20 protein-coding genes are annotated in these 23,868 nt (G+C 59.9%); 4 read left to right on the top strand and 16 right to left on the bottom strand.

Annotated elements, in window-relative coordinates:
- Position 1: 1 nt before the first annotated feature.
- Positions 2 to 1,063 carry an ABC transporter permease gene (locus NBG89_RS33505; protein ID WP_431324898.1) on the bottom strand — a complete coding sequence of 354 codons (1,062 nt, stop codon included), beginning with the start codon at positions 1,061 to 1,063 and terminating at the stop codon, positions 2 to 4.
- A 21-nt stretch (positions 1,064 to 1,084) separates the two neighbouring features.
- Entirely contained in the window at positions 1,085 to 2,680 is a 1,596-nt protein-coding gene (locus NBG89_RS33500; protein WP_431324897.1) for an ABC transporter substrate-binding protein, read from the bottom strand.
- 129 nt (positions 2,681 to 2,809) lie between these two features.
- On the opposite strand from NBG89_RS33500, the gene NBG89_RS33495 reads away from it, so the two are divergent.
- The 3 genes from NBG89_RS33495 to NBG89_RS33485 are packed head-to-tail and all read left to right on the top strand — an operon-like array spanning position 2,810 to position 5,593.
- Positions 2,810 to 3,520: a GntR family transcriptional regulator gene (locus tag NBG89_RS33495; protein ID WP_431324896.1), complete on the top strand. Its 711-nt coding sequence runs from the start codon at positions 2,810 to 2,812 to the stop codon at positions 3,518 to 3,520.
- 13 nt (positions 3,521 to 3,533) lie between these two features.
- Positions 3,534 to 4,442, top strand: coding sequence for a dihydrodipicolinate synthase family protein (locus tag NBG89_RS33490; RefSeq protein ID WP_431324969.1), 909 nt, complete (start codon positions 3,534 to 3,536; stop codon positions 4,440 to 4,442).
- An 11-nt stretch (positions 4,443 to 4,453) separates the two neighbouring features.
- Positions 4,454 to 5,593 carry a mandelate racemase/muconate lactonizing enzyme family protein gene (locus NBG89_RS33485; RefSeq protein WP_431324895.1) on the top strand — a complete coding sequence of 380 codons (1,140 nt, stop codon included), beginning with the start codon at positions 4,454 to 4,456 and terminating at the stop codon, positions 5,591 to 5,593.
- A gap of 300 nt (positions 5,594 to 5,893) precedes the next feature.
- Here the strand turns inward: NBG89_RS33485 and NBG89_RS33480 are convergent, their stop codons facing one another.
- From NBG89_RS33480 to NBG89_RS33445, 8 genes are all read right to left on the bottom strand, one after another.
- On the bottom strand, positions 5,894 to 7,468 hold the full coding sequence (locus tag NBG89_RS33480) for a bifunctional 3-(3-hydroxy-phenyl)propionate/3-hydroxycinnamic acid hydroxylase (protein ID WP_431324894.1): 1,575 nt from the start codon (positions 7,466 to 7,468) through the stop codon (positions 5,894 to 5,896).
- A 61-nt stretch (positions 7,469 to 7,529) separates the two neighbouring features.
- Complete coding sequence (locus NBG89_RS33475; protein ID WP_431324893.1) at positions 7,530 to 8,237, bottom strand: ABC transporter ATP-binding protein; 708 nt, start codon at positions 8,235 to 8,237, stop codon at positions 7,530 to 7,532.
- The gene (locus NBG89_RS33470) at positions 8,230 to 8,961 is read right to left on the bottom strand and encodes an ABC transporter ATP-binding protein (RefSeq protein ID WP_431324892.1); all 732 of its coding nucleotides are present in this window, start codon (positions 8,959 to 8,961) and stop codon (positions 8,230 to 8,232) included. Before NBG89_RS33470 ends, NBG89_RS33475 begins: the two co-directional genes overlap by 8 nt.
- Positions 8,945 to 9,910, bottom strand: a complete 966-nt coding sequence (locus NBG89_RS33465) for a branched-chain amino acid ABC transporter permease (protein ID WP_431324891.1) — start codon at positions 9,908 to 9,910, stop codon at positions 8,945 to 8,947. The genes NBG89_RS33470 and NBG89_RS33465 overlap by 17 nt, the downstream gene beginning before the upstream one ends.
- A gap of 8 nt (positions 9,911 to 9,918) precedes the next feature.
- On the bottom strand, positions 9,919 to 10,776 hold the full coding sequence (locus tag NBG89_RS33460; protein ID WP_431324890.1) for a branched-chain amino acid ABC transporter permease: 858 nt from the start codon (positions 10,774 to 10,776) through the stop codon (positions 9,919 to 9,921).
- A 17-nt stretch (positions 10,777 to 10,793) separates the two neighbouring features.
- The gene (locus NBG89_RS33455) at positions 10,794 to 12,005 is read right to left on the bottom strand and encodes an amino acid ABC transporter substrate-binding protein (RefSeq protein ID WP_431324889.1); all 1,212 of its coding nucleotides are present in this window, start codon (positions 12,003 to 12,005) and stop codon (positions 10,794 to 10,796) included.
- 112 nt (positions 12,006 to 12,117) lie between these two features.
- The gene (locus NBG89_RS33450) at positions 12,118 to 12,651 is read right to left on the bottom strand and encodes a cupin domain-containing protein (RefSeq protein ID WP_431324888.1); all 534 of its coding nucleotides are present in this window, start codon (positions 12,649 to 12,651) and stop codon (positions 12,118 to 12,120) included.
- A gap of 61 nt (positions 12,652 to 12,712) precedes the next feature.
- On the bottom strand, positions 12,713 to 13,828 hold the full coding sequence (locus NBG89_RS33445) for an alcohol dehydrogenase catalytic domain-containing protein (protein ID WP_431324887.1): 1,116 nt from the start codon (positions 13,826 to 13,828) through the stop codon (positions 12,713 to 12,715).
- A 351-nt stretch (positions 13,829 to 14,179) separates the two neighbouring features.
- On the opposite strand from NBG89_RS33445, the gene NBG89_RS33440 reads away from it, so the two are divergent.
- The gene (locus tag NBG89_RS33440) at positions 14,180 to 15,025 is read left to right on the top strand and encodes a fumarylacetoacetate hydrolase family protein (protein ID WP_431324886.1); all 846 of its coding nucleotides are present in this window, start codon (positions 14,180 to 14,182) and stop codon (positions 15,023 to 15,025) included.
- Positions 15,026 to 15,171: 146 nt separating this feature from the next.
- On the opposite strand, the gene NBG89_RS33435 is transcribed toward NBG89_RS33440, so the two are convergent.
- The 6 genes from NBG89_RS33435 to NBG89_RS33410 form a co-directional block, all read right to left on the bottom strand.
- Positions 15,172 to 17,382, bottom strand: a complete 2,211-nt coding sequence (locus NBG89_RS33435) for a methyl-accepting chemotaxis protein (protein WP_431324885.1) — start codon at positions 17,380 to 17,382, stop codon at positions 15,172 to 15,174.
- Between the two features lie 140 nt (positions 17,383 to 17,522).
- Positions 17,523 to 18,956, bottom strand: a complete 1,434-nt coding sequence (locus NBG89_RS33430; protein WP_431324884.1) for an NAD(P)(+) transhydrogenase (Re/Si-specific) subunit beta — start codon at positions 18,954 to 18,956, stop codon at positions 17,523 to 17,525.
- 18 nt (positions 18,957 to 18,974) lie between these two features.
- Positions 18,975 to 20,549, bottom strand: a complete 1,575-nt coding sequence (locus NBG89_RS33425; RefSeq protein ID WP_431324883.1) for a Re/Si-specific NAD(P)(+) transhydrogenase subunit alpha — start codon at positions 20,547 to 20,549, stop codon at positions 18,975 to 18,977.
- A 300-nt stretch (positions 20,550 to 20,849) separates the two neighbouring features.
- Positions 20,850 to 21,905 carry an Ldh family oxidoreductase gene (locus NBG89_RS33420; protein WP_431324882.1) on the bottom strand — a complete coding sequence of 352 codons (1,056 nt, stop codon included), beginning with the start codon at positions 21,903 to 21,905 and terminating at the stop codon, positions 20,850 to 20,852.
- Positions 21,902 to 22,789: an alpha/beta hydrolase gene (locus tag NBG89_RS33415; RefSeq protein WP_431324881.1), complete on the bottom strand. Its 888-nt coding sequence runs from the start codon at positions 22,787 to 22,789 to the stop codon at positions 21,902 to 21,904. Before NBG89_RS33415 ends, NBG89_RS33420 begins: the two co-directional genes overlap by 4 nt.
- A gap of 21 nt (positions 22,790 to 22,810) precedes the next feature.
- Complete coding sequence (locus NBG89_RS33410) at positions 22,811 to 23,716, bottom strand: VOC family protein (protein WP_431324880.1); 906 nt, start codon at positions 23,714 to 23,716, stop codon at positions 22,811 to 22,813.
- Between the last annotated feature and the right edge of the window lie 152 nt (positions 23,717 to 23,868).

The following is a 23,868-nucleotide window of genomic DNA, read 5'->3' as shown; positions in this document are numbered from 1 at the left end:
GTCACCGGGTACGCGGATCGAGGAACCGATATGTCAGGTCCGACAGAAGGTTGATGGCAATCGAGATGATGCCGATGAGGAGCACGCTGCCGAGCACCGCGTTCATATCGGCGAAGAACAGCGCCGAGGTGAGGTATTGGCCAAGACCCGGCCATGCGAAAACCGTCTCGATCAACACCGTGCCGTCGAGGAGGCCGCAGTAGGCCAGCGCCACGATCGTCAGGAGCTGCACCCGGATGTTGCGAAAGGCGTGGCGCCAGACGATCGCCCGCTGCCCGAGGCCCTTGGCCTTGGCGGTCAGTACATATTCCTGGCGTAGCTGCTCGAGCATGAAGCTGCGGCTCATGCGGCTGAGATAGGCCATGGCGGCATAGCCGAGGATCAGTGCGGGAGCTGCGACATGCAGCAGCGCGTCCCAGAAGACCTCCCACTCGCCGGCAAGGACCGCGTCGACGAGGATGGAGTTCGTCGGTCCTTCGACCAATCCTTCGTTATAGACATCGAGACGACCGCTGCCGGGAATGAGGCCAAACTTGGCGTAGAAGACGAGAATGACGATCGTGCCCAGCCAGAAGATCGGCGTCGAATGGCCGAGAAGGCCAACGATGCGGGCGAGATGATCGACCCATGTGCCCTTTCGAACTGCGGATATGACGCCGAGAGGAATACCGAGGCCGGCGCCAATGATCGTCGCCAGCGTGGCGAGCTCCAGCGTCGCCGGAAAGACGCGGGCGAGATCGCTGGCGACGGGGTTCTTCGTCACATGCGACTGCCCGAAATCCAAATGCGCAACATTGCCGAGATAGGTGGCGAACTGCACATAAAGCGGCTGATCGAGCCCCATCTCCTTGTAGACGCGCTCATAGGTCTCGTGATCGGCCTGATCGCCGATGACGGCGATTACAGGATCCGCCGGCACCATGCGGCCGACGACGAAGGTGATGATCAGCAGGCCGAGAAGCGTCGTCAGGATGACGCTGAAGGACGTCGCCACCTTCTTCACCGCGTCGAGCGCAGCTGCTGCGCCGCTTGATGCGGCCCCGGATGTTTGTGAGATGCTCACGTCATTCTCCCTTGGAGGAGGTCACTCGCCCTTGGAAACAGTGTCCCAGCGCGTGAGCCATGTTGAGTGGCCGAGATAGCCTTTGACTTCCTTACGAACCGCCTTCGGGTCGGTGCGCAGAAACGACGTGATGAGCGGCGGGGACGACTCCAGATAGGCCTTGTTGATCTTCGCATAGAGGTCGACCCGCTTCTGCTGGTCGGTCTCGTGTGCGGCCGCGGTGACCATGTCCTGAATGTCTTTTGGAGCTTCCCAGGCGGCACGCCATGCCATCAGACCGGTCAGGTTCGCATCATCGGCGTTGTTGGCGTTGGTCGCGTAGGAGTGCAGCACTGCGTGCGGATCGGGAAGACGCTCGCCGGTGCGCGAGGAGAAGATTGTGAATTCCCGAACGCGGAATTTTCCAATGTGATCACCGACTTGCAGATCCAGTTTCACGCCGGCCCTTGCTGCGTTCGCCTGCAGTGAGGTGGCGACCTCCGACTCCGGCGTTCCTGGTTGACAGAAGTAGACTTTCGAAAAACCGTCGGGATAGCCCGCCTCGGCCAAAAGCTGCTTGGCCTTATCAATGTCGAGCCTGTAAGGGGTGACGTCGTTTGCGCCCGGCAGGCCGGCTGGAATGATCGTCTGCTGCTTGATGCCGTAATATTTCATGACGGTATTGGCGAGACCGTCATAGTCGATGAGATAGCGGAAGGCCTCGCGAACCTTGGGATTGGAGAGGATCTCGTCCTTCTGGTTGAGCGCCAGATAGTAGAAGCCGAAGCCCGGCGTCTTCTGGATATCGGCCTTGCCGCCCGCTTCGACTGCCGTAAGGTCGGTGGAGGAAAGACGCGTCGCGACGTCGACGTCGCCAGCCTCCAGCTGAAGACGCTGGCTGGAAGACTCGGGCATATGGCGAAGGATGACGCGGCGCATCTTTGGCGCGCCCTGCCAGTAATCCTTGAAGGCGTCCGCAATCAGCAGGTCGTTGACGCGCCAGGTCCTGAGCGAATAGGGGCCGGATCCGGCATCATTGGTCTGCAGGTATTCGCGGCCCATATCCCCGCTCTTTTCATTTTCGGCGAGAAGCTTGCTGTCGAGGATCGAGGTCGAGAAGCTCGCAAGCGAGAAGAGAATCAGGTTCGGATTCCAGACCTCGGGCGTCTGCAGCACGACGGTCACATCGTCCGTCGCCTTGATCAGATCATCTGCATTCTTGGCGGTGATGCCCCACTGGCGAAGGTCGACAGACGGCGCGAGGCCGAGCTTCACCAGACGGCGCAGCGACCACTCGACATCCTTCGCTGTCAGCTTGTTGCCGGAATGGAATGTGACGCCCGAACGGATCTTGAACGTGAAGGTCTTGCCGTCATCCGACACCGCCCAGCTTTCGGCGATGCCCGGCAGTGGCTTGGTGATGTCCTCGGCGGAAAGGACGATCAGCCTCTCATAGAGGTTGGCGACGATTTCGGCCGATTCCAACTGGTTCAGCTCATTGGGATCCAGGCCGCGCATCGAAGACATGTTGATGGCAATCACCAGCTGGTCCCTGGGCGTTGCCGCCGGCGCAGCGATCGGCAGGGCAAGCATCGATGCCACCATTGCCGACGCCATCAGAAAACTGCGTCTTTTCATAGTTGTTTTCTCCTCCCTGGTGCGCCGGACCTCGCCCCTAGCGCCAATTTTCATGTCGACATTAATCTGAAATCTGGTATATCAGATCTCACAAAACGATTTTGCCGTCAACGGGGGAATTTTCGGGACATGCAAAAAGAGGCATCGACAGAGCCTAGCGCAGACCGCATCGACAAGATTGACCCGCGGTTTTTGACGACCCTGCGCGACCATGTGCACAAGGCGCTGCGAACGGCGATCCTTTCCGGTCGCTTTGCGCCGGACGAGCGCGTTAACGAACGTCAGCTTGCCGAGCAGCTTGGCGTCAGCACCACGCCAATCAAGGAAGCCTTGCGCCAGCTCGAAACGGAGGGGCTGGTGGAGACCTTGCCACGCCGCGGCGTGCTTATCCGTTTCAATGCGGGCTGGGCCGAGGAGATGATTTTGGCGCGCGCCGCATTGGAATCGATGATCGCGCACCTGGCCGCCAAGCGCATCGAAAAGGCCGAGGCCGGCAAGCTGGAAGACATCGTCGCTCTGATGCGCAAGGCGACGGAAGACGGCGTGGCCGACGATCTGATTTCGCTGAACGAGACATTCCACGAGCAGATTCACATCGCTTCGCGGTGCCAATATCTCTCGCGGATGATTGAGCGGCAGCAGTTTTACGACGGCAGCATCCGCCGCGTCATCCATTCCGATCCACTCGAACGCGGCAAGGCGCTGGCCGAGCATTCCGCGATCGCCGCCGCCATCATATCCAACGACAGCGACAAGGCCGAACGCGTGATGCGCGACCACGTCGTCCGTTCCGGCGAAACTTACCTCAACATCGTGTTCAAGAAGAAAGAGGATGTCTGACGTGACCGAGGCAATGGAAAAGATCCGCAAGGCCCTGACGGGCATATCGGGCGTGCCTGTGACCCCTTACAGAGCGGATGGCAGCGTCGATACCGCAAAGCTCTCGGCTCTGATCACCCGCCTCGCCAATGCGCGGGTTCACAATCTGATGGCTGCCGGCAATACCGGCGAGTTCTTTACCTTGACCATGGACGAAGTGCGCGCCGTCCATGCCGCGACGATCAAGGCCGCCGCCGGCAAGGCGCTGGTCAGCGCAGCCGTCGGCCGCTCGCTGACGGAAGCCAAGGCGCTCGCCCGTGATGCCATAGCCGAAGGCGCCGATGCGATCATGGGGCATCACCCGATGGATCCGTTTGCCGGCCCCAGCTTCCAGGCAAGGTATTTCCTGGAGCTCGCGGAAGCCAGCACCGTTCCTGTGATCGCCTATGTACGCAGCGACACCTTCTCGGTGGCCGACTTCCGCAAGCTTGCGCTGCATCCCAATATCGCCGGCATCAAGTTTGCCTCCGGCAACCTGATGCTGCTCGGAGAGGTGATCCGCGCAACCAGGGATGCGCCAGCGATCTGGGTGTGTGGTCTTGCCGAGGGCTGGGCGCCGGCCTTCTATGCCATGGGCGCTCGCGGCTTCACTTCCGGTCTCGTCAATGTTTTCCCGGAACGCTCTCACGCCATCCATCAGGCTCTGGAAAAGGGTGATTACGCTGCGGCCCGCGCGCTTATCGATGACATCGCGGGCTTCGAGGCACTGCGCACCAAATACCTGAATGGCGCCAATGTCACTGTCGTCAAGGAAGCGCTCGGCATGCTTGGAACCGATGTCGGCCCCGTGCGCGTGCCCGGCGTTGAAAGCCTGACCGACGCCGAACGCGCCGATCTGCGTGCGATTGTCGACAATGTCGCCGAAAAGAGCCGCGCGGCTTAAGGAAGAATCCCATGCATATCACAGGCTTCAAGACCTACATGCAGCGCGTCGACGACCGGCCGCGCCTGCTTCTGAAAATCGAAACCAGCGAAGGCATTTGCGGTTGGGGTGAATGCTACAATCACGGCCCCGACTGGGCGCTGCCGCCACTCTTCGACTACCTCTTTCATCAGATCGAGGGCGAGGACCCGCGCCGTGTCGAATTCCTCGTACTCAAGCTCAACCAGCAATGCCGCTTTCCGCCGGGCGCGCTCGGCCTTGCGGCAATCTCGGCGATCGATCACGCGCTCTGGGACATCGCCGGCAAAGCTGCCGGTCTGCCCGTCTATATGCTGCTCGGCGGCAATGTGCGTGATCGGGTCAAGGTCTATTGCGGCGTCTATACCGCACCGGATCCGGAAGCCGCGCGCGACCAATCGCTCGAACTGAACGAGAAATACGGCTACACCGCCTTCAAGCTCAGCCCTTATCGGCGAGATCTTCATACCGGCCGCTGGGGCGAACTTGTCAAGGAGACTGGCAACTGGTTCGGCAAGATCCGCGAGATCACGCCATCGCATTTCGACTATGCCTTCGACGCACATGCGAAGATCTTCGAACCTTACCAAGCCGTCCAGCTCGCCGCCGCCATCGCGCCGAACGATCCGTTGTTCTACGAGGAGCCGATCCGGCCGGAACACATCCCGGCCTGGGCGGAGTTGAAGTCGAAGGTAACCGTTCCGCTGGCGACCGGTGAATCGCTCTATTCGCGCTTCGAATTCCTGTCGCTGCTGTCTGCGCGCGGTGCCGATATCATCCAGCCGGATATCTGCGTGGTCGGTGGCATCAGCGAAATGCGACGCATCGCTGCCATCGCCGAGGCACACTATGTGACGGTCGCGCCGCACAATCCGATGGGGCCGCTCGCAACCGCGGTCAACATCCACTTCTGTGCAGCGCAACCGAATTTCAAGGTGCTGGAATTCAAGCCGCACGTTCACGCGCCTTGGGCGGCCGATCCCTACATGCCTGTCGATGGCCATATGGAGCTGCGCCCTGAGCGGCCCGGCTGGGGTCTGGAAATTGACGAGAAAGCGCTTCAGGCCGAAGACTATATTCACTGGGAGCGAAAGATCACTCGCAAACCTGATGGCGCAACGGCCTATCCTTGATTGGCTTCGCTTCTGACTGGGCGTCACTCGGTCCTTTAATTGCGGATATTTGTCAAGCGCCTGCAACATCCTTGCCGGGGTCATCGCCTCATGATGTTGTTCGGCCGGGTGCTTCAACGTGTCCATCGATGTGCCTGTTTGGCCCCAGCCGATTGCAATTCCCTCCTCTGTCGCTGACAACGATCCCGGAAGATCGATAATGCCTTCGACGAACCAGCATCGAAGCGGGTTCGCACGTTTCAGACCGCGACTTTGCCGGATTTTACTTAAAGCCCAAGTTCCTGGTGGGTGCGCAGCGCTTCATGATTGGAGTTCAATCCACCGAGCAAGTTGGTCAAGCAACTCAGCCAATTCGCTCTCGTCGACGGCACATCCAAATACCACACGATCGGGGCGAACAATCACCGCCCTGCAAGCCCATTTCGAGAGCCAATCTTCAAAGACATGATTCTCTTCCCGCAATCCGTGCTCACCGCCGAACTCGAAGAGCCGTGTGCCGAGCCGGCGCGCTCGGTTGCGAACCGTGTCACCGAAATTCATTCCAAGTGCAAGGATCGCAAAGTCGCGCCCGAGAAGATCGTCAAGCAGAAAAGACTTGCCGTCCGCCATTACGCGCGGTTGCGGGCATGCTTCACCGGCGCCACGTGCGGGCTGACCATCACCTTGGAAGCCGATGATGCCATCCGTTATCGGGGGAAAGAGGCTTTGCCTCACAACGGTGCCCTTCCCTTCGGCCACCAAGGCTTTCATTGCGACGTTTCTTGCCTCCGCCCGTTCTTCGTCGATTTCGCATATGACTTCGCCCAGGTTTTTCGTGATCGAAATGACCTTGCGGACCAGCGGCCTGCGCTCCTGCTCATATGTATCGAGCAATGTTGCGGGACCGCCCTGGAGCACGCGCGCGATCTTCCAGGCGAGGTTCGACGTGTCCTTGATGCCCTGGACCATTCCCTGCGCGAGAAAGGGCGGCGTCATGTGGCAGGCGTCGCCCGCGAGGAACACGTTGCCCTTGCGCCAGGATTCCGCCACCAGGGCGTGGAACCGGTATGTCGCCGAGCGCCAGATTTCGGCCTGACCGGGCTTTATCCAGGGGGAAAGCAACTCCCAGATACGCTCCGGTTGGTTGATCTCCTCAGCGGTCTCCCCGGGTAGCATCATGAATTCCCAACGACGCAAATTCCCCGGTAAAACCACGAAGGTGTGAGGTCTGGCCGGATTGCAGAACTGGACATTCGTTTGGGGAAGATCCACGCTTTCTTCCCCCAGAACGACATCAATGACGAGCCATGGCTGGTCGAAGAGAAGGTCTTCGAAACCTATTTCGAGGGTGCGCCTGACGAAACTGTTGCCGCCATCGCATCCAACGACATATGTCGCGTTGACCGCCGTAGTGTCTCCGGTGCTCATTTCCCGAAGCATCAAGCGGGGCTTGGAAGGGTCGTCGAGCGCGGTCACCTCCACGCCGGTCAATATCGTGACCGTCGGCGCGTTACTGGCCTTGTCCCGCAGAATGCGCTCCAGCGGCGGCTGCACGAAAGTCAGATAAGCAGGCCATCCGAGTTGGTACGGACGCGCCGGCGAGACGAACCTGCGCAGCAGCGAGCCGTCGGCCGCGCGGTATTCCGAGTCCTTGTACTCCCCCACCACAGAGGCAAGATCGTCCGCTATCCCGACTCCCTGGAATACACGCATAACCTCGTGGTCCATACCGACCGCGCGCGGCAGGGCAAACACGTCATCGCGGGCGTCAATTCCCAACACAGAGACGCCCAGATTTCCGAGCAGGTTGCAAATAGTAATGCCGACCGGGCCAAGCCCGACGACAACCACTTGGAAATCAGCCGCGGCAAGCCGCTTGAATTCGATCTTTTCCATCTACTCGTTCCATCATCCGTCCGCCCAACCGGCGTCCCGATTGGTATCGGGACGCCCTATTTCAGTGACCCAGGAAGGCCTTTCTGACACCCGGATCGTCCATCAGCGCCTCGGCCGCCCCCTGCCCGACGATGCGCCCCGCCTCAAGAAGATAGCCGCGGTTCGCGATCGCGAGGCTGGCGCGGACATTCTGCTCGACGACGAGCATCGACATGCCGGTGTCCCGGACACGCTTCAACGCCTGAAAAAGTTCGCCGACGACGATCGGAGCGAGCCCCAGGCTCGGCTCGTCGAGCAATAGAAGGTCCGGCTTGGACATCAGGGCGCGCGCGACGGCTACCATCTGCTGCTCTCCGCCGGACATCGTGCCGACGCGCTGGCGGCTGCGTTCGGCAAGACGCGGAAAAAGCTTCAGCACCTCTTCGCGCCGGCTATCGGCTCCTGCGCGTGCACGTTTTGGATTCGCGCCGAGCCGAAGGTTTTCATCGACAGTCATTTCCGTGAACACGCCGCGCCCCTCCGGTACGTGGGCGATACCAAGCTCGACGATCTTCTGTGGAGCGATCCTTGCAATCGGCTTTTCGCGGAACATTACGTCGCCATTTCCCGCAAGCGGCACCATCGAGGTGAGCCCCCGCAGGAGCGTGCTCTTCCCGGCTCCGTTCGCGCCGAGGATAACCACGCATTCGCCTGGTTCCACCTTGATGGAGACCTCGTTCAACGCGAGGTGCTTGCCGTAACGGACCGACAGGTTTCTCGCCTCAAGCATATTCGAAATCTCCCAGATACGCCGCGACCACCTGCGGGTCGGTCAACACGTCCGGGGTTGGACCGTCCGCGATCTTCATCCCGGCACTCATCACCACGCAGCGGGGGCAGATTTCGCGGATCGCTTCCATGATATGTTCGACGAGGATGATCGTCATGCCCTGTTCCTTCAGCGCGCAGATCAGGTCGATTCCTGTGCGAAGCTCGGTTGGATTCAGTCCGGCGAGCCATTCATCAAGAAGCAGGATATCGGGCTTTGCCGCTATGGCACGCGCGAGTTCCAGCCTCTTCTGGTCGATATAGTTGAGACTGCCCACATCCACGTTACCCCTTCCAGGCAATCCGACGGTGGCGAGGGCAGCGTCCGCGCGTTCGCGCGCGGTGGCTCCCCAAAGCGCATCGCGACCGAAAGCCAGCGACAGCAGAACGTTGTCTCTCGCGTTCAATGATCGCGATAGGCGCACAAGCTGAAAGGTGCGCGCGATGCCGAGCCGCGCCCGATGGTGGGCGGCAAGATGCTGCACAGGCCGGCCGTTGAGGAGCACTTCTCCCGACGTCAGGGGCAGCGCGCCCGAGATCAGATTCAAGACGGTCGTCTTTCCAGAACCATTTGGACCGAGGAGCCCCACGACCGCACCCCTTGGGATTGCAAGGTCGATGTCATTGACGGCGACAAGACCTCCGAATTCCTTGCGCAGACCTCTCAATTCAAGCGAGACGCTCATTGGACACCTCCTTGGTCGAGTTCTCGCACTCCTCTCGGCGTACGAGGCGCTTCCATAACCGCTCGACCCGGGCGAGCAGGCCTTCGGGAAACAGGAAGACAATCCCGATAAACAAGAGACCGAGAATGATGGAATAATGGTCCGGGAACCGGCCCGACAGCCATTCGAACAGGAAGAACAAAGGGACGGCACCGCAAGCCGGACCCCAAATGCGGGACGCGCCTCCAAGCAGCGCCATGATCAGGGTGAGGAAGGAGATCGTCGGGTTGAAGACGATACTCGGCTCGACATAAGTCCAGCGCGGCGCTTGGATTGCACCGACGAGTGTAATGAGCATCGAGCTTACGGAGAACAGGATCAGCTTGACCCTCGTGACGTCGACGCCTGCGTGCCGGGCGACCATCTCGTCGTCGCCGATTGCCCGCACCGCCAATCCCAGTCGACCCCGGTCCATCCACCAGCGCAAGCCGAGTGCCACGGCGGCGACCACAAGAAGCATATAGAAGATTTGGTAGGCCTTGATCTCCACGAAGATATAGCGCCCGAGCGTGCCGGTGACGTTCACCTCGTACCAGGTGAGCAGTTGCCTCACCATCTCCGCCAACCCGAAAGTGAAGATGACGAAATAGATCCCAGCCAGCCTCAACGTCGCCAGGCCGACCACGAGAGACGTTATCAGCCCGACCAGTGCGGCTATCACGAGGATCGCAAAAAATGGCAGGTAGTCAGCAAGGACCGCGACCGTGTATGCGCCTGTACCGAAGAAGGCGACCGTGGCGAGCGAAACATATCGCGTCGGACCCGAAAACAACGCCCAGCTCGAGCAGAGGGCGACGTAGCTCATCGCGCCAATGGCAAGCCCCAGACCATATTCATCGATGAAGACGGGAACGAGGGCGAGCAACGCCAGAAGCACTGCAAGGGCGATTGGAAAGGTCAGGTTCTTCATGGCGGGCCTCAACTGAACAAGCCGTTCGGTCGCCACAGCAGTACGACCAGGAAAATCGCGTATGTGGCCGCAAGCGTCAGGCCGGGATCGACAGTCGCCGATACTCCCGCTTCGACTAAGCCGAGGATCAGACCCGCCGCCATAGCACCAGCCAAGTTGCCCACGCCGCCCATGATGACGACGACGAGCGCTTTCATGGTGAGGAATACCCCGTCGGTCGGCGTGAACGGCTGGTACATGGAAAGCACGACGCCTCCTGCCGCAGCCAATGCGCCTCCGACAGCAAAGGCGGAACGCGCCTGGCGTTCGTTGTCGATCCCGACAAGCGGCGCGAAGCCCGGCCTCGTCGCCACCGCCCGCATGGCCATCCCCCAGCGGGTCTTCTGGATCGCCCAGTAAAGGCTGGCACCGACCGCCACCGCCAGAAGCGCTCCGACCAGGCGACCGGTGGATATTTTGGTCCCGAGGATGTCGACGGGTGCCTCCAGCCAGTTATAGCCCGTGAAGCCGCTGCCGAACAAAGACAGATAGATGCCCTGCAGCAGGAACATCAGCCCGAAAGTGACGAGGATCGAATCCACTTCGAGCCTTCCGGTACCGCGAGACCGTCTCTCCAGCGGACGCATGATCAGCGCATAACAGAGATAGGAAGCGAAATAGCCCGACGGCACGACCAGGAGCAACGCCACGAATGGATTGAACCCGGCGGCGGAGACCGCCAGGTATGTCAGGAACGATCCGCCGATCACGAATTCGCCGTAGGCAAGGTTCATGATCCGCGCTACGCCGTATTGTATGGTCAGGCCCAGCGCCATCAGCGCGAAGCTGCCACCAAGCACCAGTCCAACGACGAGGGTCGTGACCATCGAAGTCTCCTTTGCAGCTAGGCCCAGGCCGGCTTGGGGATGACCGGCTTGACGGCGCCTGCGCGATCCGCAGGGCCAACGCCGACGAATTTTCCGCCCTGCCACTGACCAAGCAGCCACAGATCGGACATCCTGTTCTCGTTGAGCTTCACGCTGCCAATGATGGTCTCGAAGCTGCCTGAGGCGATTTCGTCGGTGACGGCCTCGCGGTCGAGACCGCGCCGTTCGATGGCCTGCTGGAGTATCTGGAGACTGGTATAGATAACCGAGCTTGCCCAGTAATCAGGAGGCGTTCCGAGAAGCGCCTTGTGGCGTTCGACGTAAGCCTGCATTTCCGGCCGGGAATTATCGATGCCGCCAAGGCTCATAACGCCCTCGACTTTGCCCTCATTAATATCGGCATAGATCGGGAAGCTTGTGCCCACCCCTGTGTAGAACACCTTCGGATTGAACGCGTTGAGACGCGCCTGTTTGGCGATGGCGAAGCTGTCCGGCGGATAGGACAGCGCCATGAACACATCGGCGCCCGAGGCCGCGACCTCGTTCAACAGGCCGGCAAAATCCTGGGTTCCGATCGGGTAGGACTTGTCCATCACGATTTCGAGGCCGGCCTCCGGCAGCTTGATCCGCGCTTCCTTGACAAGTTCGATACCGAATCCGTCCGCGACGGAAACAATTGCGACCTTCTTGTTGGTGGCGTCGCCGGCAGTTGTGACGACCGTGGCCAAGGCGGCCGCATAGTCGCCGGCGGCCCCCAGGAACCAGAAGCTTCGCTTCCATTTCGAATGGACGTCGATTTCGTCCGGGATCAGCGAGGTGCCGATCAGCTGCGGATAGCCGAAGCGATCCATCAGCGGTGCCACCGCGAGGTTGAAGGCCGTTCCCCACGGAGGGAGAATGAAGTCGACCTTGTCCTGGCGTGCCAGGCGTTCAATGCCGCGGACGACCTCTTCCGTCGTCGAACGGTCGTCATAAGCCACCACCTCGATCGGAAGGCGGCTCCCGTCGGGGAGCTTCAGCCCGCCCGCCGCTTTGACGTCGGCCGCCCAAAGTTCATAGTTCGGGATCGTGGTGGATCCGGCACCCGGCGCGTTCACGCCCGTCTTGGAAACGATGTAGCCGATCTTGACCGACTTGCGGTCGTCGGCCGCTCGCAAGGGAAACCCCGCCGCAAGCACCGCGGCCGACCCCGCTCCCGCAATTACGCTGCGTCTTGTAAACTTCATCATGGTTTTCCTCCCACGGATCAATGCCTTGATGCGGACATGCCTTTCCCGTTCACCGTTCGCCTACATCCGGCGGACGGTGCTCTCATGCCCTGTGATTTTTCGGCTTCTAGCCTTAACGAGCGCCCAGCAGGACGACCGCGATGGTGGCCGGCTTGTCGTTCGGATTTCGCCAGGCGTGACGCGCGCCGTGCTGCACGAAGGTGTCTCCAGGCTTCAGATCGACGGTTGCGCCATCATCGAGTTCCAGAGTGATCCGCCCATCAAGCACGACGCCGTAGTCGAGCGTAGGCGTTTTGTGCATGCCGGGGTTTTCCAGTTCAAACGTCTCAGCGATGCCCGGCGCTGCTTTGGCATGTTCGGGTCCGGCAAGCTCCGGCCTGAAGTCCGGGGACATGAATACCGCGTCGGGAGGAAAGGTGATCAGCATGAAGGTCGATCCGCCGGGCGGCTGGAGCAAGGTCCCGCTCGAGGCCATCGGATCGGTTCCGTTATACGGTACCGAGGGCACCTCTGAGGTCGTCCAGATGGGCGCCGAGACAAAGCCCGGAGTATGTTGAAGCGTCATTTCCCTCGGCGACGGTCCGTCGCTGATGACCACGGCTTTACCTGCAGAATTCTGCCCGAGAACGACTCGTCTGATTGTCATGAAAACCTCCCGTGTGACACTAAGACAAAAGGCTCGCCGGCATCCCGGCAGGCCACATTCTTCAGGGATGGATCACATAGTTCGAGAAGCCACCGTGACGTTGCGCGATGCCCGAAATCGCCGTGTTCACGTCGGCCAGCGGGAAGCTCTGCGTCTCAAGGATCGAAAAATCGGCTACGCCGGAGGCGACCATGTCGGCCATCTCCTGCCCTTCCTGCGCGGTGAACCATGCCGAGCCGTAGAGCCTTTGATTGTGGTCCATCAGCCAGTGGATATCGATCGGAACGTCCCCGGCGACGGCGCCGATGTCCACAGCGATACCGCCGCGGCGCAGACCGCGAAGACCCTGCAGGAAGGTCTCCTGCTTGGCACCGGGACCAAGGCAGTCGATAAAGGCGTCCACCCCCTCCCCGTCGGTGTGCGCGTGCGCAAAGTCGGTTACGCTGCCGTCGTCGATGGAAAACACCTCGATGCGGTTCGGCGCAAGCGCCTTGATTTCCTCAAGGAGCTTCCTGTCACGGCCGGTACCAAGAATTTTGTTGACCCCGAGAGCCAGTCCGAACACCACGCCCCCAATACCGAGCGTTCCGCTGACACCGTTCACGAGGATGGTGTCGCCGGGGCCCGCCTTTACTTTCTTGAGAGCAGAATATGCCGTCCCCATGTAGCCGAGACGCGCCGCCTGGTCGAAGGTCATGTTGTCGGGGATGGTCACGATCGCGGACGCGGGTGCAACCATGTATTCACTCAGGCCACCGATCGGATAATCGTCAAAAGTCTGCAGCGCCTCTGTGCTGAAACCGAAATAACCCTGGAAGGCGTAGTGGCGGCAGGAAATGTGATCGCCGTGACGGCAGTGGCGGCACGTTCCGCAGCTGCGGCCAGGGTTGACGTAAACGCGGTCCCCCGACTTCAGGCCACGCACGCCTTTGCCAACGGCCGCGATCTCGCCGGCGGGATCGAGACCGAATACCGCCGGCAGCGGCGGCTGTGGCATATGCGGAAACCAGGTCGGCCAGTTGGCGAGAATATTGTGAAGATTGGGCACGATGCCGCAAGCTCTCACGCGGACAAGTACGTCCATGTCGCCAGGTTTCGGCATCTCCAGCGTTTCGATCTTCATCGCGCTGCCGACGGCATGCATGCGCGCAGCCGTCATCGTTGTCGGGATATTCATGTATTCCTCCGATGCTGAAATTTGCCGACTTCCTCCAGCCGGCCCCTCCATATCGCAAGAGCTACTCCCATATTTTCGAAATTTCAAGTCTTTTCGTAAAAATCATCATTCATCCGAGAATCTTTAGTCATCGCCGGGCCTCCGGCGAGCTCGTAGATGAACGACATTTCCTTGCATCCGTGTGGCGGCGGCACCGTGAGGGCCGCGGCAATGTCGCTGTCTGTCCTTACGCCTACGGCTAGGGCAGCGCCTGTCGAGCCAATGCGTGGAGAGAATAAACAACACACTTGTCAAACCGCGCGCCTGAATTTACGATATTATAGAGATTTTCGAAATTAGAGGGCATTTCGAATGCGGTATTTGAGTTTCGTTCACAATGGCGTCTCGCGATATGGCTGTGTTGTCGGAGGTGAATATCTTTGCGATCTCGGGCGGCGTACGGGCCTGCCGGACCTGAAAGGCCATATAGGGACGTATTTCGACAGCCTCGGCAGGGAAGCGGACCTCGAAGCAGATTTCGATCTGGCTGAAGTCTTGCTTCAGCCTGTCATTCCTAATCCGGAGAAGGTTATCTGCGTGGCGGTCAACTATCGCGAAAGCGACCATCCCTCTCCAGACGAACCAGAATATCCCGTTCTTTTTACCAGGTTCGCCAATGCCCAGGCGGGTCACGAAGTACCGCTCATCAAGCCCGACGTCTCTGACAAGTTCGATTACGAAGGCGAACTGGCCGTAATAATCGGTCGGTCGGGCCATAAGATCGCCGAGACCGACGCCCTTAGCCATATCGCGGGCTACACCTGTTTCAATGATGGCAGCGTCCGTGATTGGCAAAAGCACTCCTCCCAGTTCACGCCCGGCAAGAACTTCCTGCAAACCGCCGGCTTCGGACCTTGGATGGTGTCAGCGGACGAGATTCCGGACCCCTCGGGACTGGATCTGTCGACCAGGGTGAACGGAGAGCTGCGCCAGTCGACCAACACCAGGCGCATGATATTCTCGATACCGTGGCTGATCTCCTATCTCAGCCAGTTCACCAAACTGGAACCGGGCGACGTCATCGTAACCGGAACACCAAAAGGGTTCGGTTCAAGCCTTCAGCCGCCAAGATTTCTGCAGGTGGGCGACGTTGTGGAAGTGGAAATCACAGGCATCGGTGTCTTGCGCAACACGGTTGCCGCTGAAGTGCGCATCTGAGAACTGAAAAACAGCGCGCGCGAGAAATTCGGTCAAGAATTCTGAATGGAACCCGATCCTCGTCGGCCGGAGCCCGTGTGGATCGGGCCGACGGGAAACCTGGACAGCCGTTTTCAATGACCGAGAAACCGGCGGAGGGTGTCGGGTTAGGACGCCAAGCGTCTGCTGGAAGACCAGTGTTCTTCCGGCATTGAAAATACCGTTTTTCCCTGACCGAGCTGAAACTGCGCGAAAAGCTTTTGAAGCTCGGCACTTTGAGTGGCCAGACCGACCCCTGCGGCATTCATCTGCTCGACCATTGCCGCATTCTGTTGGGTGGATTGATCCATATGGTTGACGGCCATATTGACCTCGGAAAGCCCGGTCGACTGCTCCTGCGCGGCCACCGAAATTGCATCCATATGCTCGTTAATGTCGCGGACAAGGCTTTCGATTTCGGCCAGCCCTTGGCCGGTTTGGCCTACGAGCTTTACACCTTCGTCAACGGCAGCCGCCGAGTTTGCAATCAGCCCCTTGATCTCCTTGGCCGCATTTGCCGAACGCTGCGCGAGTTCTCTCACTTCCTGCGCGACGACCGCAAACCCCTTCCCCGCATCACCGGCTCGCGCCGCTTCCACACCCGCGTTCAAAGCCAGTAAATTGGTCTGGAAGGCGATTTCATCGATTACGCCAATGATCTGCGTAATCTGCCGGGAAGAGTGTTCGATCCGTTGCATCGCGCTGACCGCGCTGGTGACAATTTCGCCTGACGTGTCGGCGCGATCACACGCTGTTTGTGCCACTTGTCGGGCTTGTCCAGTCCGCTTTGTTGTAGCAACGACATTCGACGTGATCTCTTCAAGAGCGGCTGCGGTTTCTTCCAACGATGCAGCCTGGTTCTCGGTACGCTTTGCCAAGTCGCCTGAGGCGTGTGAGATTTCCCGTGACCCATTGTCGACCTCGGAGGCCAAACGCTCAACGGAAAGAAGGGCGTTGCGAAGCTGCCGGATCGACAAATTGAAATCTCTGCGCAGTTCCTCGAACCGCGGCGCGAACGCTTCATCAATCTCGCAATTCAGGTTACCGTCGGCGAGTTTGCGAAGGCTTGAAGCCAGTGCTGATGTCGTCTCGCTCAGTCGACGCTCGGCCTCCTCTTCGACGCGCTTTTGATCGTCCAACCGTGTTCGCTCGGCGGTCTCTCGCATAGCCGCCGACTGCTGTTGCAGCTCGCGCTTCTCGATCTCCGCGACCCGAAAGTGCTCGAGCGCTTTTGCAATTTGCCCAATCTCGTCGTCGCGCGCCATCAGCGGCACCTTGGTTGCGGCATCGCCGTTCGCCAGCGCCTCCATTCTGTCGGTGAGGCATTGGAGATAACGCGTTATGCCCTGAGCGAACATCGATGCGGCCGCGATGATCGCCATGGCGGTTGCTGCCGCGGCGATCGCAAGAATGATCAGATATTTGCGAGCCGCCGAGAGGTTGTCCAAGGACAATTCATCAAGATGGAGGCGCGTCTTGTCGATCGAGGCGAAGAGGATTGCCTGGCGACGTTGGGTGGCGCTCATCCAATGCTTGACGACGGCTTCGTCGACGGCGGGGGCGAGCTTCTTCAAGGAAAAGATCTCTGAACGCTTCGCCTCGATGAATTCGTTGTCCCCGGACACTATGAATTCGCTTAAGGGCTGTACGAGTTCGGCTGGCAATTGTTCGAATGCAACTGCCTGGTAGGTCTCGCGATAGACTTTAGACGTGATTATCAGCGTCTTCTGCAGGCTTGAAAGGTCCGCTCCGGACAAGAATGCCTGGCCGTTGAACATCTCCATTACGCCGCTGTCACTGAGAGCCATCAGCGCGAAATAGCCCTGTATCTGTCGAGCCATTTCGGGATCCTGAGCGACGGCCGCGGTCCGTCTCGTGATCTCGATCCCGGCGGCGGCGACCGGTTGAAAAGCGATCGACATGTCAAGCAGTTCAGGGGTCAGCGCGCCGTTGTTTTTGGTAACGGCATCCCGGAATCCTGCCCACGCCGCCATCTTCGAGTGGACGAATTGGACCTTCTTATCCACCACCGCATCCGACTGGCCGCTTTTCACATAGGCGGAGTAGGCTACGTCAAGCGCCTGAAACGCCCGATCGCTTCTGTCGCGGGCTTCGTTCAGCTGTTGCGGCGATGAAAAAATCTCATGAGGGAGGGCTTGAGCCAGTTCGCCGCCGGCATTTGCCAATTGCTGCAGGAAAACTTGTCTCTTGAAGCTTTGATAGTTTTCGTACCCTCGCCAGATTTCGTAGCCGGTGACGCCTGTCATGGCCGCCAAAGGAAGATAGATCGAGCTGTAGAGAAGTGCCTTCAGTGAAAGCTTCCTGGTCAGTGAAAACATGCGCCCGCCCTCGGTGGATTGAGACCAAGTTATATTTCGAAATAAATATACAATGGTTAATATTAAAAATATTTTCGAAATATTGCATAATTTTCGGAAGCACTCGATAGTGAAGGTGTGCCCGCGTCAGCTCGCAAGATTCACCTGAATGCCGGCAGCAACTGGTCGATACTCTTCTTCGCATCGCCATAGAACATACGTGTGTTTTCCTTGTAGAAGAGCGGGTTCTCGATGCCGGAGTAGCCGGTCCCCTGGCCACGCTTGGACACGAAGACCTGCTTGGCCTTCCAGACTTCGAGAACAGGCATGCCTGATATCGGCGAATTCGGGTCTTCCTGGGCGGCCGGATTGACGATGTCATTGGAACCAATGACGATGACGACGTCGGTCTCATGGAAGTCGTCGTTGATTTCGTCCATCTCGAGCACGATGTCGTAGGGAACCTTGGCTTCAGCCAGCAGCACGTTCATGTGCCCCGGCAGACGGCCGGCAACAGGATGGATAGCGAAGCGGACGTTCTTGCCTGCGGCGCGCAGCTTGCGGGTGAGTTCGGAGACGGACTGTTGAGCCTGAGCCACGGCCATGCCGTAGCCCGGCACGATGATGACGCTGTCGGCATCGTTGAGGGCTGCGGCCACGCCTTCGGCATCGATCGCGATCTGCTCGCCTGATATCTCAATCTGTGGCCCGCTCGTCGTGCCGAAGCCCCCGAGAATGACCGAGATGAACGAGCGGTTCATCGCCTTGCACATGATGTAGGACAGGATCGCGCCCGACGAGCCGACGAGCGCGCCGGTGACGATCAACAGGTCGTTGCCGAGCGTAAAGCCGATGGCCGCTGCCGCCCAGCCGGAATAGGAATTCAGCATCGACACGACCACCGGCATGTCGGCGCCACCAATGCCCATGATCAGGTGATAGCCGATGAAGAAGGCGGCGAGCGCCATGAGGACGAGCGTCCAGGTGCCGGCGCCGTTGAAGTAAAGGGCGAGCAGGGCCAACGAAAGCCCCAATGCACCGGCGTTGAGAAGATGCCCGCCCGGCAGCTTCTTCGCCTTGCCGTCCACCTTGCCGGAGAGCTTGCCGAAGGCGACGACGGAACCGGTGAAGGTGACCGCGCCGATGAAGACGCCGAGGAAGACCTCGACCTTCATGATCGACAGTTCCACAGGTTCCTTGTGGGCGAGGATTGCGGCAAAGCCGGTGAGCGCCGCCCGCGAAGCGTCATTGAGGACCGCGACATGGGCTGCTTCAATATGGGCATTGAATCCAATGAAGACGGCAGCTAGGCCGACAAAGGAGTGCAGCGCCGCGACAAGCTGCGGCATCTCGGTCATCTGGACGCGGCTTGCGACGTAATAGCCGAGCACCGAGCCACCGGCGATCATCGGCACGACCACCAGCCAGTTGCCGACATCAGGTCCGAAGACCGTGGCGATGATGGCAAGGCCCATACCTGTCATGCCGTACCAGACCGCGCGCTTGGCGCTTTCCTGGCCGGAAAGCCCGCCAAGCGAGAGGATGAAGAGAATGGCTGCCGCGATGTAGGCGGCCGAAACGATACCGATCATCATAGTGATACCCCTGCCCGATCAGGACTTCTGGAACATGGCGAGCATGCGCCGGGTGACGAGGAAGCCGCCGACGATGTTGATCGTGGCGATCAGCACCGAAAGCGCCGCAAGCACCATCACCAGCCAGTTGCCCGAGCCGATCTGCAACAGTGCCCCGAGAATGACGATGCCGGAAACGGCATTGGTGACGGCCATCAGCGGCGTGTGCAGCGAATGGGAGACGTTCCAGATGACCTGGAAGCCGACGAAGCAAGCCAGCACGAAGACGACGAAATGGCTCATGAAGGCTGGCGGCGCAAATGCGCCGACGAAGAGCAGCAGAGCCGTGCCGATGGCGAGAAGCGCGAACTGGCTTCTGGTTTGTGCCTTGAAGGTGGCAGCCTCGGCGGCACGCTTTTCCTCCGGCGTCGGCTCCTTCACCTTTTCCTTTGGCTTCTGCGCGGCGATCGCGGCGATCTTCGGCGGCGGCGGGGGATAGGTGATCGCGCCGTCGAAGGTGACGGTCGCACCACGGATGACGTCGTCCTCCATGTTGTGGACGATCTTGCCATCCTTTCCCGGCGTCAGATCGCCGATCATATGACGGATGTTGGTGGCATAGAGCGCCGAGGATTGCGCGGCCATGCGGCTCGGGAAATCGGTGTAGCCGATGATGATCACGCCGTTGTCGGAGACGACGCGCTGATCGGCGACGGTCAGATCGCAGTTGCCGCCGCGTTCGGCGGCAAGGTCGACCACCACCGATCCCGGCTTCATCGCCGCCACCATATCGGCAAGCCAGAGCTTCGGCGCGTCCCGGCCGGGGATCAGCGCCGTGGTGATGACGATGTCGATCTGAGGCGCAAGCTCGCGAAACCTGGCCAATTGCTTCTCGCGGAATTCCGGAGAGGACGGGGCAGCATAGCCGCCGGTTGCCGCGCCGTCCTGCTGAGCGCCGTCGAAGTCGAGATAGACGAACTCCGCGCACATGCTCTCGATCTGTTCGGCGACCTCAGGGCGCACGTCAAAGGCATAGGTCTGGGCGCCGAGCGAGGTGGCAACACCGATTGCCGCAAGACCGGCAACCCCCGCGCCGATCACCAGCACCTTTGCCGGCGCCACCTTGCCGGCCGCCGTTACCTGGCCGGTGAAGAAGCGGCCGAAATTGTTGCCCGCCTCGATCACCGCCCGGTAGCCGGCGATATTGGCCATCGACGACAGCGCATCCATCTTCTGCGCACGCGAGATGCGCGGCACCATGTCCATGGCGATGAGGTTGGCGCCTTTCGACCGCGCAAGCTCCAGCAGCTCACCGTTCTGGCCGGGATAAAAGAACGAGATCAGCGTCTGGCCGGCTCGCAGGCGCTCGACCTCCGCGCGCTCCGGCGGGCGCACCTTTGCGATAACATCGGCGACCGCATAAAGCGTGGCCGCGTCGGGTACAATCGCCACACCTGCGGCGCGATAAGCATCATCGGATATTCCAGCGCCCTTGCCGGCGCCGGTTTCTATGGCACAGTCATAGCCGAGCTTCTGCAGTGCTTGCGCAGCATCGGGTGTCATGCCAACGCGTGCTTCTCCCTCACGCGTCTCTTTTGGGGTACCGATCAGCAAACCTGTCTCCTGCGTTTTTCCGTTTCAACACGTTGTATCGCATCGATAAACGACGATGCTGCGATGCTTTGGCGGGACCATGCATCAGCTCGAGACACGTGTCGGTGCCCTTTAGCAGCATGGTGTGGGTGATCATGGGGTCGATGGACATAGCCCCATCAGTTGACGATATCAGAACATCCCGTGCTGCCGCACGCCGCGAAGGTACTGCCCGTTCAGGTGTGACCGGGTTGGAAGGCGGGTGGGGATTTCCTGGTCCGCGCCGGTGGACTGTCGGCGACAGCGCGATACACCAGCCCGTCAGGTCAGTTCGGACGGCACAGGAACGCCGCGTTTGATACTCTCCTCACAGAGACGCCGGGCGGTGCCCACAGCAATCGGGATGCCTGCGGCGCTTCGTTTTTCGGCCATCAGATATCCGCGTTCTCCAGGCAGGAATACCTCCTCGACGCCGGCAGCGGGGGGTAAGGCCTTGATAGCTTGCGCCAAGTTGGCAACGTCTTGGGCAACCGGATGCGAAAGACCGAAGGCGAGCGGATTGACAGCAATCGCCAGGCCGTTGAACCCGTTGTCCTTCTTGTCCGACAGGGCTGCGGATATCAGCGGATTGCCGCCAAGTAGGCTCACGAGGACCTCAATCATCAGCGAAAGGCCGGAACCCTTGGGCCCCGCCATTGGCAGCAAGGCCTTGACCTTGGCAGGATCGGTCGTCGGGACCCCTTCGGCGTCCACGCCCCAGTCCGGAGGAATCGGGTGGCCGGCGTCCTTCGCGGCCATGACTTTCCCGAGCGCGACGGCGGCCGTCGACATGTCGAAAATCAACGGATTTCGCCCATCCCCTGTCGGAGCACTGATCGCCACCGGATTTGTCGAAACCCCCTCGCCGCGTGCTCCATGATAGACCATCAAGGGCTTCGAGGCCGACATGACGATACCAATCATACCTGCCTGGGCGATTTTTTCGGCAAAGTAACCAATAGCGCCAGAATGGCTGGTGCGGGAGATTTCACAAAGACCGATGCCGAACTTTACCGCCAGATCCACTGCCTTCTTCGTGGCGATGGACATACCGGCCGCACCGGGAACAAGATCGCCGTCGAGACGGCAGATAGCGCCGAACTCGTGCTTCACTTTAGGCTCGGCGTTACCCTTCACGATGCCGAGCTCGACCATCTCGATATAGCGGGGAATGCGCAAAACACCGTGGGAATCGGCACCGCGAAGATTGGCCCAGACCAGAAGTTCAGCGGATTGTGTTGCATATTCCTTGCCGAAACCGCCGGACTTCAACAGTGCCGCGGCGAAATCGGCCAATGCGCTGCTGCCGATCAGCTTTTTCTCAGAAGCACCATTCATGACGCACTACTCAACGGAGACGGGAAAAACTTGTCGAGCCAGCCCTTCATCATCGCCTTCGTGCGCGGCGCATCACCTGGCGCGAGCGGAAAATGCGCCGTCGTATCGATCAGCATGAGCTCGGTCGGGTGACCGGCCTTCTCGAACATGCGGATGGATTCGCTGGTTGGCGTGATGATGTCGTTGGCGGTATGGAACAGAAGCAGCGGCCGCGGCGCGATGTTCCCGACGACGTCGTCAGCCCGGAAATTGTACATGGACCATGCGGTTTCGACCGGGATCTCCATGATCGCCTTCGGAGAGAGGTTCTTGCGCAGATGTTCCGGGATCGGCACGGCATCGAAGCGAGACATCCAGAGGCTTTCGCCGGTCTCCTGCTTATGCTTGCGACCCTTTTCGAGGATGCCGATGAACTTGTCCCACGACTCCGTCGTCGGGTGCTGGCCGCGGAATTTGCGTTCGCCGTCACCCCAGCCACAGGAGGAAAGGCAGCATGCGACGCGATCGTCCACACCCGCCGTATAGACGGAGACAGCTGCGCCAAAACTATGACCGGTGATGCCGATGCGCGCCGGATCCACCTCCTCGCGGCCCGCGAGGAAAGTCAGGGCGTTCTTGGCATCCGCGACCTGGTCGAAGCAACGTACCTGCGCACGCTCGCCCTCGCTTTCTCCGCAGCTTCGGAAGTCGAAACGCAGCGCCACATAGCCGAATGTTTCCATCATTTCCGCCTGGATCTGGGCATGGCTCTCATCCTTCGAGCCGACAAAGCCATGGCAGACGATGAACGCGGGAAGCTTTTGCCCGGCCTTGCGACCATCCGGAACATGGAGAACGGCCGATAGCTTCAGTCCATCCGACATGAACGTGAGTTTCTCTTGCATTGTCTCTTACCTCGAATTTGTTCAGGCGATCTTGGTGAAAGGGTGGAAGTATTCCCGCCACTCCAGAGGCGCCGGCGTGCCCCAGACGTTCATGTCGCGCACGTTGCCGGGCCGCTCCAGATTCGTGATGACGTTGGGCTCGAAATGGGCATCGTCAGCGATATGCGACATTGGGCCCGAGCATTCGATCATCATGCCGCTGGCATCGGTGTAATAGGCGTAAGTGTTGTCTCCAGGACGATGTCGTCCAGGCCCCCAAAGGAGCTGCCGGTCAAAGCGATCGAGAATATCGCCGAGCCGGCAGTACATGTTGAACTCCGGGAACTCGAACGAGACATGGTGCAACCCGGCCGCGGTCCCCTTGACCAGGCCAAGGATATGGTGCTGGCGGTTGCCGCCATGCATCCAGCTAAGGGCATCATTGACCATGCGCTCCGAGAGCTTCATGCCGCCAATGGCCTCAAGCTGCGCCCTCGTGGCAACAGGATCCGGCGAGATCAGATTGATGTGATCGATCCGGCGCGGCATGATCCCGTTCGTCGGAAAGCGCTGGCCCCGAATGTCATTGCGGATCGGCGTATGGACTTCAAAACGCAGGCCCTCCGGTGTCGCGAAGGTAAAGCCGGCGTCCATGCAGGACAGGCTCGGCTCCCGAGACAGAAGACGACAACCGGCAGCCTCTACACGCGACGCCGCAGCCTCCACATCGGTGCTGGTCAGGGTCTCAAGGCCGATCGTGTGGGCGGAATTCTCATCGCTATGGACCAGCACCAGTTCGGCTGCGCGACCATTCGAACTCAGCCAGGTCTCACTCTTGTCCTGATGGGAGACCCTTAGGCCCAGAATTTCGGTCGAATCCCGAATGACCGCATCCGGATCCATCACGTTGACCTTCATGTGCCCGACGGCGTGCACGAGGTGCGTCATATTTTCCTCCCTTGAAATCACGATGCCTTAGGCCCGTTGCCGATCCTGATACCCTAGTTATGTCATCGGTGCAACATATTTTCGAAATTATAGCGTTTTACGAAAATCTTGGAACCGACGGGTTTTGGGAAATTCTCAGCTCGGCGAGGACG

Origin of the sequence: Rhizobium sp. YTU87027 (genome assembly GCF_050644135.1) — a bacterium.
In the GTDB taxonomy this organism is placed as follows: domain Bacteria; phylum Pseudomonadota; class Alphaproteobacteria; order Rhizobiales; family Rhizobiaceae; genus Rhizobium.
Note: the sequence above shows the minus strand (reverse complement) of the source record. Positions and strands in the feature narration are given on the sequence as shown.

What these genes read in the sequence shown, in the direction of transcription:
- NBG89_RS33435 (WP_431324885.1), bottom strand. Translation starts at nt 17,382, where the DNA reads ATGTTTTCACTGACCAGGAAGCTTTCACTGAAGGCACTTCTCTACAGC.
- NBG89_RS33490 (WP_431324969.1), top strand. Translation starts at nt 3,534, where the DNA reads ATGGAAAAGATCCGCAAGGCCCTGACGGGCATATCGGGCGTGCCTGTG.
- NBG89_RS33430 (WP_431324884.1), bottom strand. Translation starts at nt 18,956, where the DNA reads ATGATGATCGGTATCGTTTCGGCCGCCTACATCGCGGCAGCCATTCTC.
- NBG89_RS33500 (WP_431324897.1), bottom strand. Translation starts at nt 2,680, where the DNA reads ATGAAAAGACGCAGTTTTCTGATGGCGTCGGCAATGGTGGCATCGATG.
- NBG89_RS33440 (WP_431324886.1), top strand. Translation starts at nt 14,180, where the DNA reads ATGCGGTATTTGAGTTTCGTTCACAATGGCGTCTCGCGATATGGCTGT.
- NBG89_RS33450 (WP_431324888.1), bottom strand. Translation starts at nt 12,651, where the DNA reads ATGACAATCAGACGAGTCGTTCTCGGGCAGAATTCTGCAGGTAAAGCC.
- NBG89_RS33420 (WP_431324882.1), bottom strand. Translation starts at nt 21,905, where the DNA reads ATGAATGGTGCTTCTGAGAAAAAGCTGATCGGCAGCAGCGCATTGGCC.
- NBG89_RS33475 (WP_431324893.1), bottom strand. Translation starts at nt 8,237, where the DNA reads ATGCTTGAGGCGAGAAACCTGTCGGTCCGTTACGGCAAGCACCTCGCG.
- NBG89_RS33480 (WP_431324894.1), bottom strand. Translation starts at nt 7,468, where the DNA reads ATGGAAAAGATCGAATTCAAGCGGCTTGCCGCGGCTGATTTCCAAGTG.
- NBG89_RS33445 (WP_431324887.1), bottom strand. Translation starts at nt 13,828, where the DNA reads ATGAATATCCCGACAACGATGACGGCTGCGCGCATGCATGCCGTCGGC.
- NBG89_RS33465 (WP_431324891.1), bottom strand. Translation starts at nt 9,910, where the DNA reads ATGAAGAACCTGACCTTTCCAATCGCCCTTGCAGTGCTTCTGGCGTTG.
- NBG89_RS33415 (WP_431324881.1), bottom strand. Translation starts at nt 22,789, where the DNA reads ATGCAAGAGAAACTCACGTTCATGTCGGATGGACTGAAGCTATCGGCC.
- NBG89_RS33410 (WP_431324880.1), bottom strand. Translation starts at nt 23,716, where the DNA reads ATGACGCACCTCGTGCACGCCGTCGGGCACATGAAGGTCAACGTGATG.
- NBG89_RS33495 (WP_431324896.1), top strand. Translation starts at nt 2,810, where the DNA reads ATGCAAAAAGAGGCATCGACAGAGCCTAGCGCAGACCGCATCGACAAG.
- NBG89_RS33460 (WP_431324890.1), bottom strand. Translation starts at nt 10,776, where the DNA reads ATGGTCACGACCCTCGTCGTTGGACTGGTGCTTGGTGGCAGCTTCGCG.
- NBG89_RS33485 (WP_431324895.1), top strand. Translation starts at nt 4,454, where the DNA reads ATGCATATCACAGGCTTCAAGACCTACATGCAGCGCGTCGACGACCGG.
- NBG89_RS33470 (WP_431324892.1), bottom strand. Translation starts at nt 8,961, where the DNA reads ATGAGCGTCTCGCTTGAATTGAGAGGTCTGCGCAAGGAATTCGGAGGT.
- NBG89_RS33455 (WP_431324889.1), bottom strand. Translation starts at nt 12,005, where the DNA reads ATGATGAAGTTTACAAGACGCAGCGTAATTGCGGGAGCGGGGTCGGCC.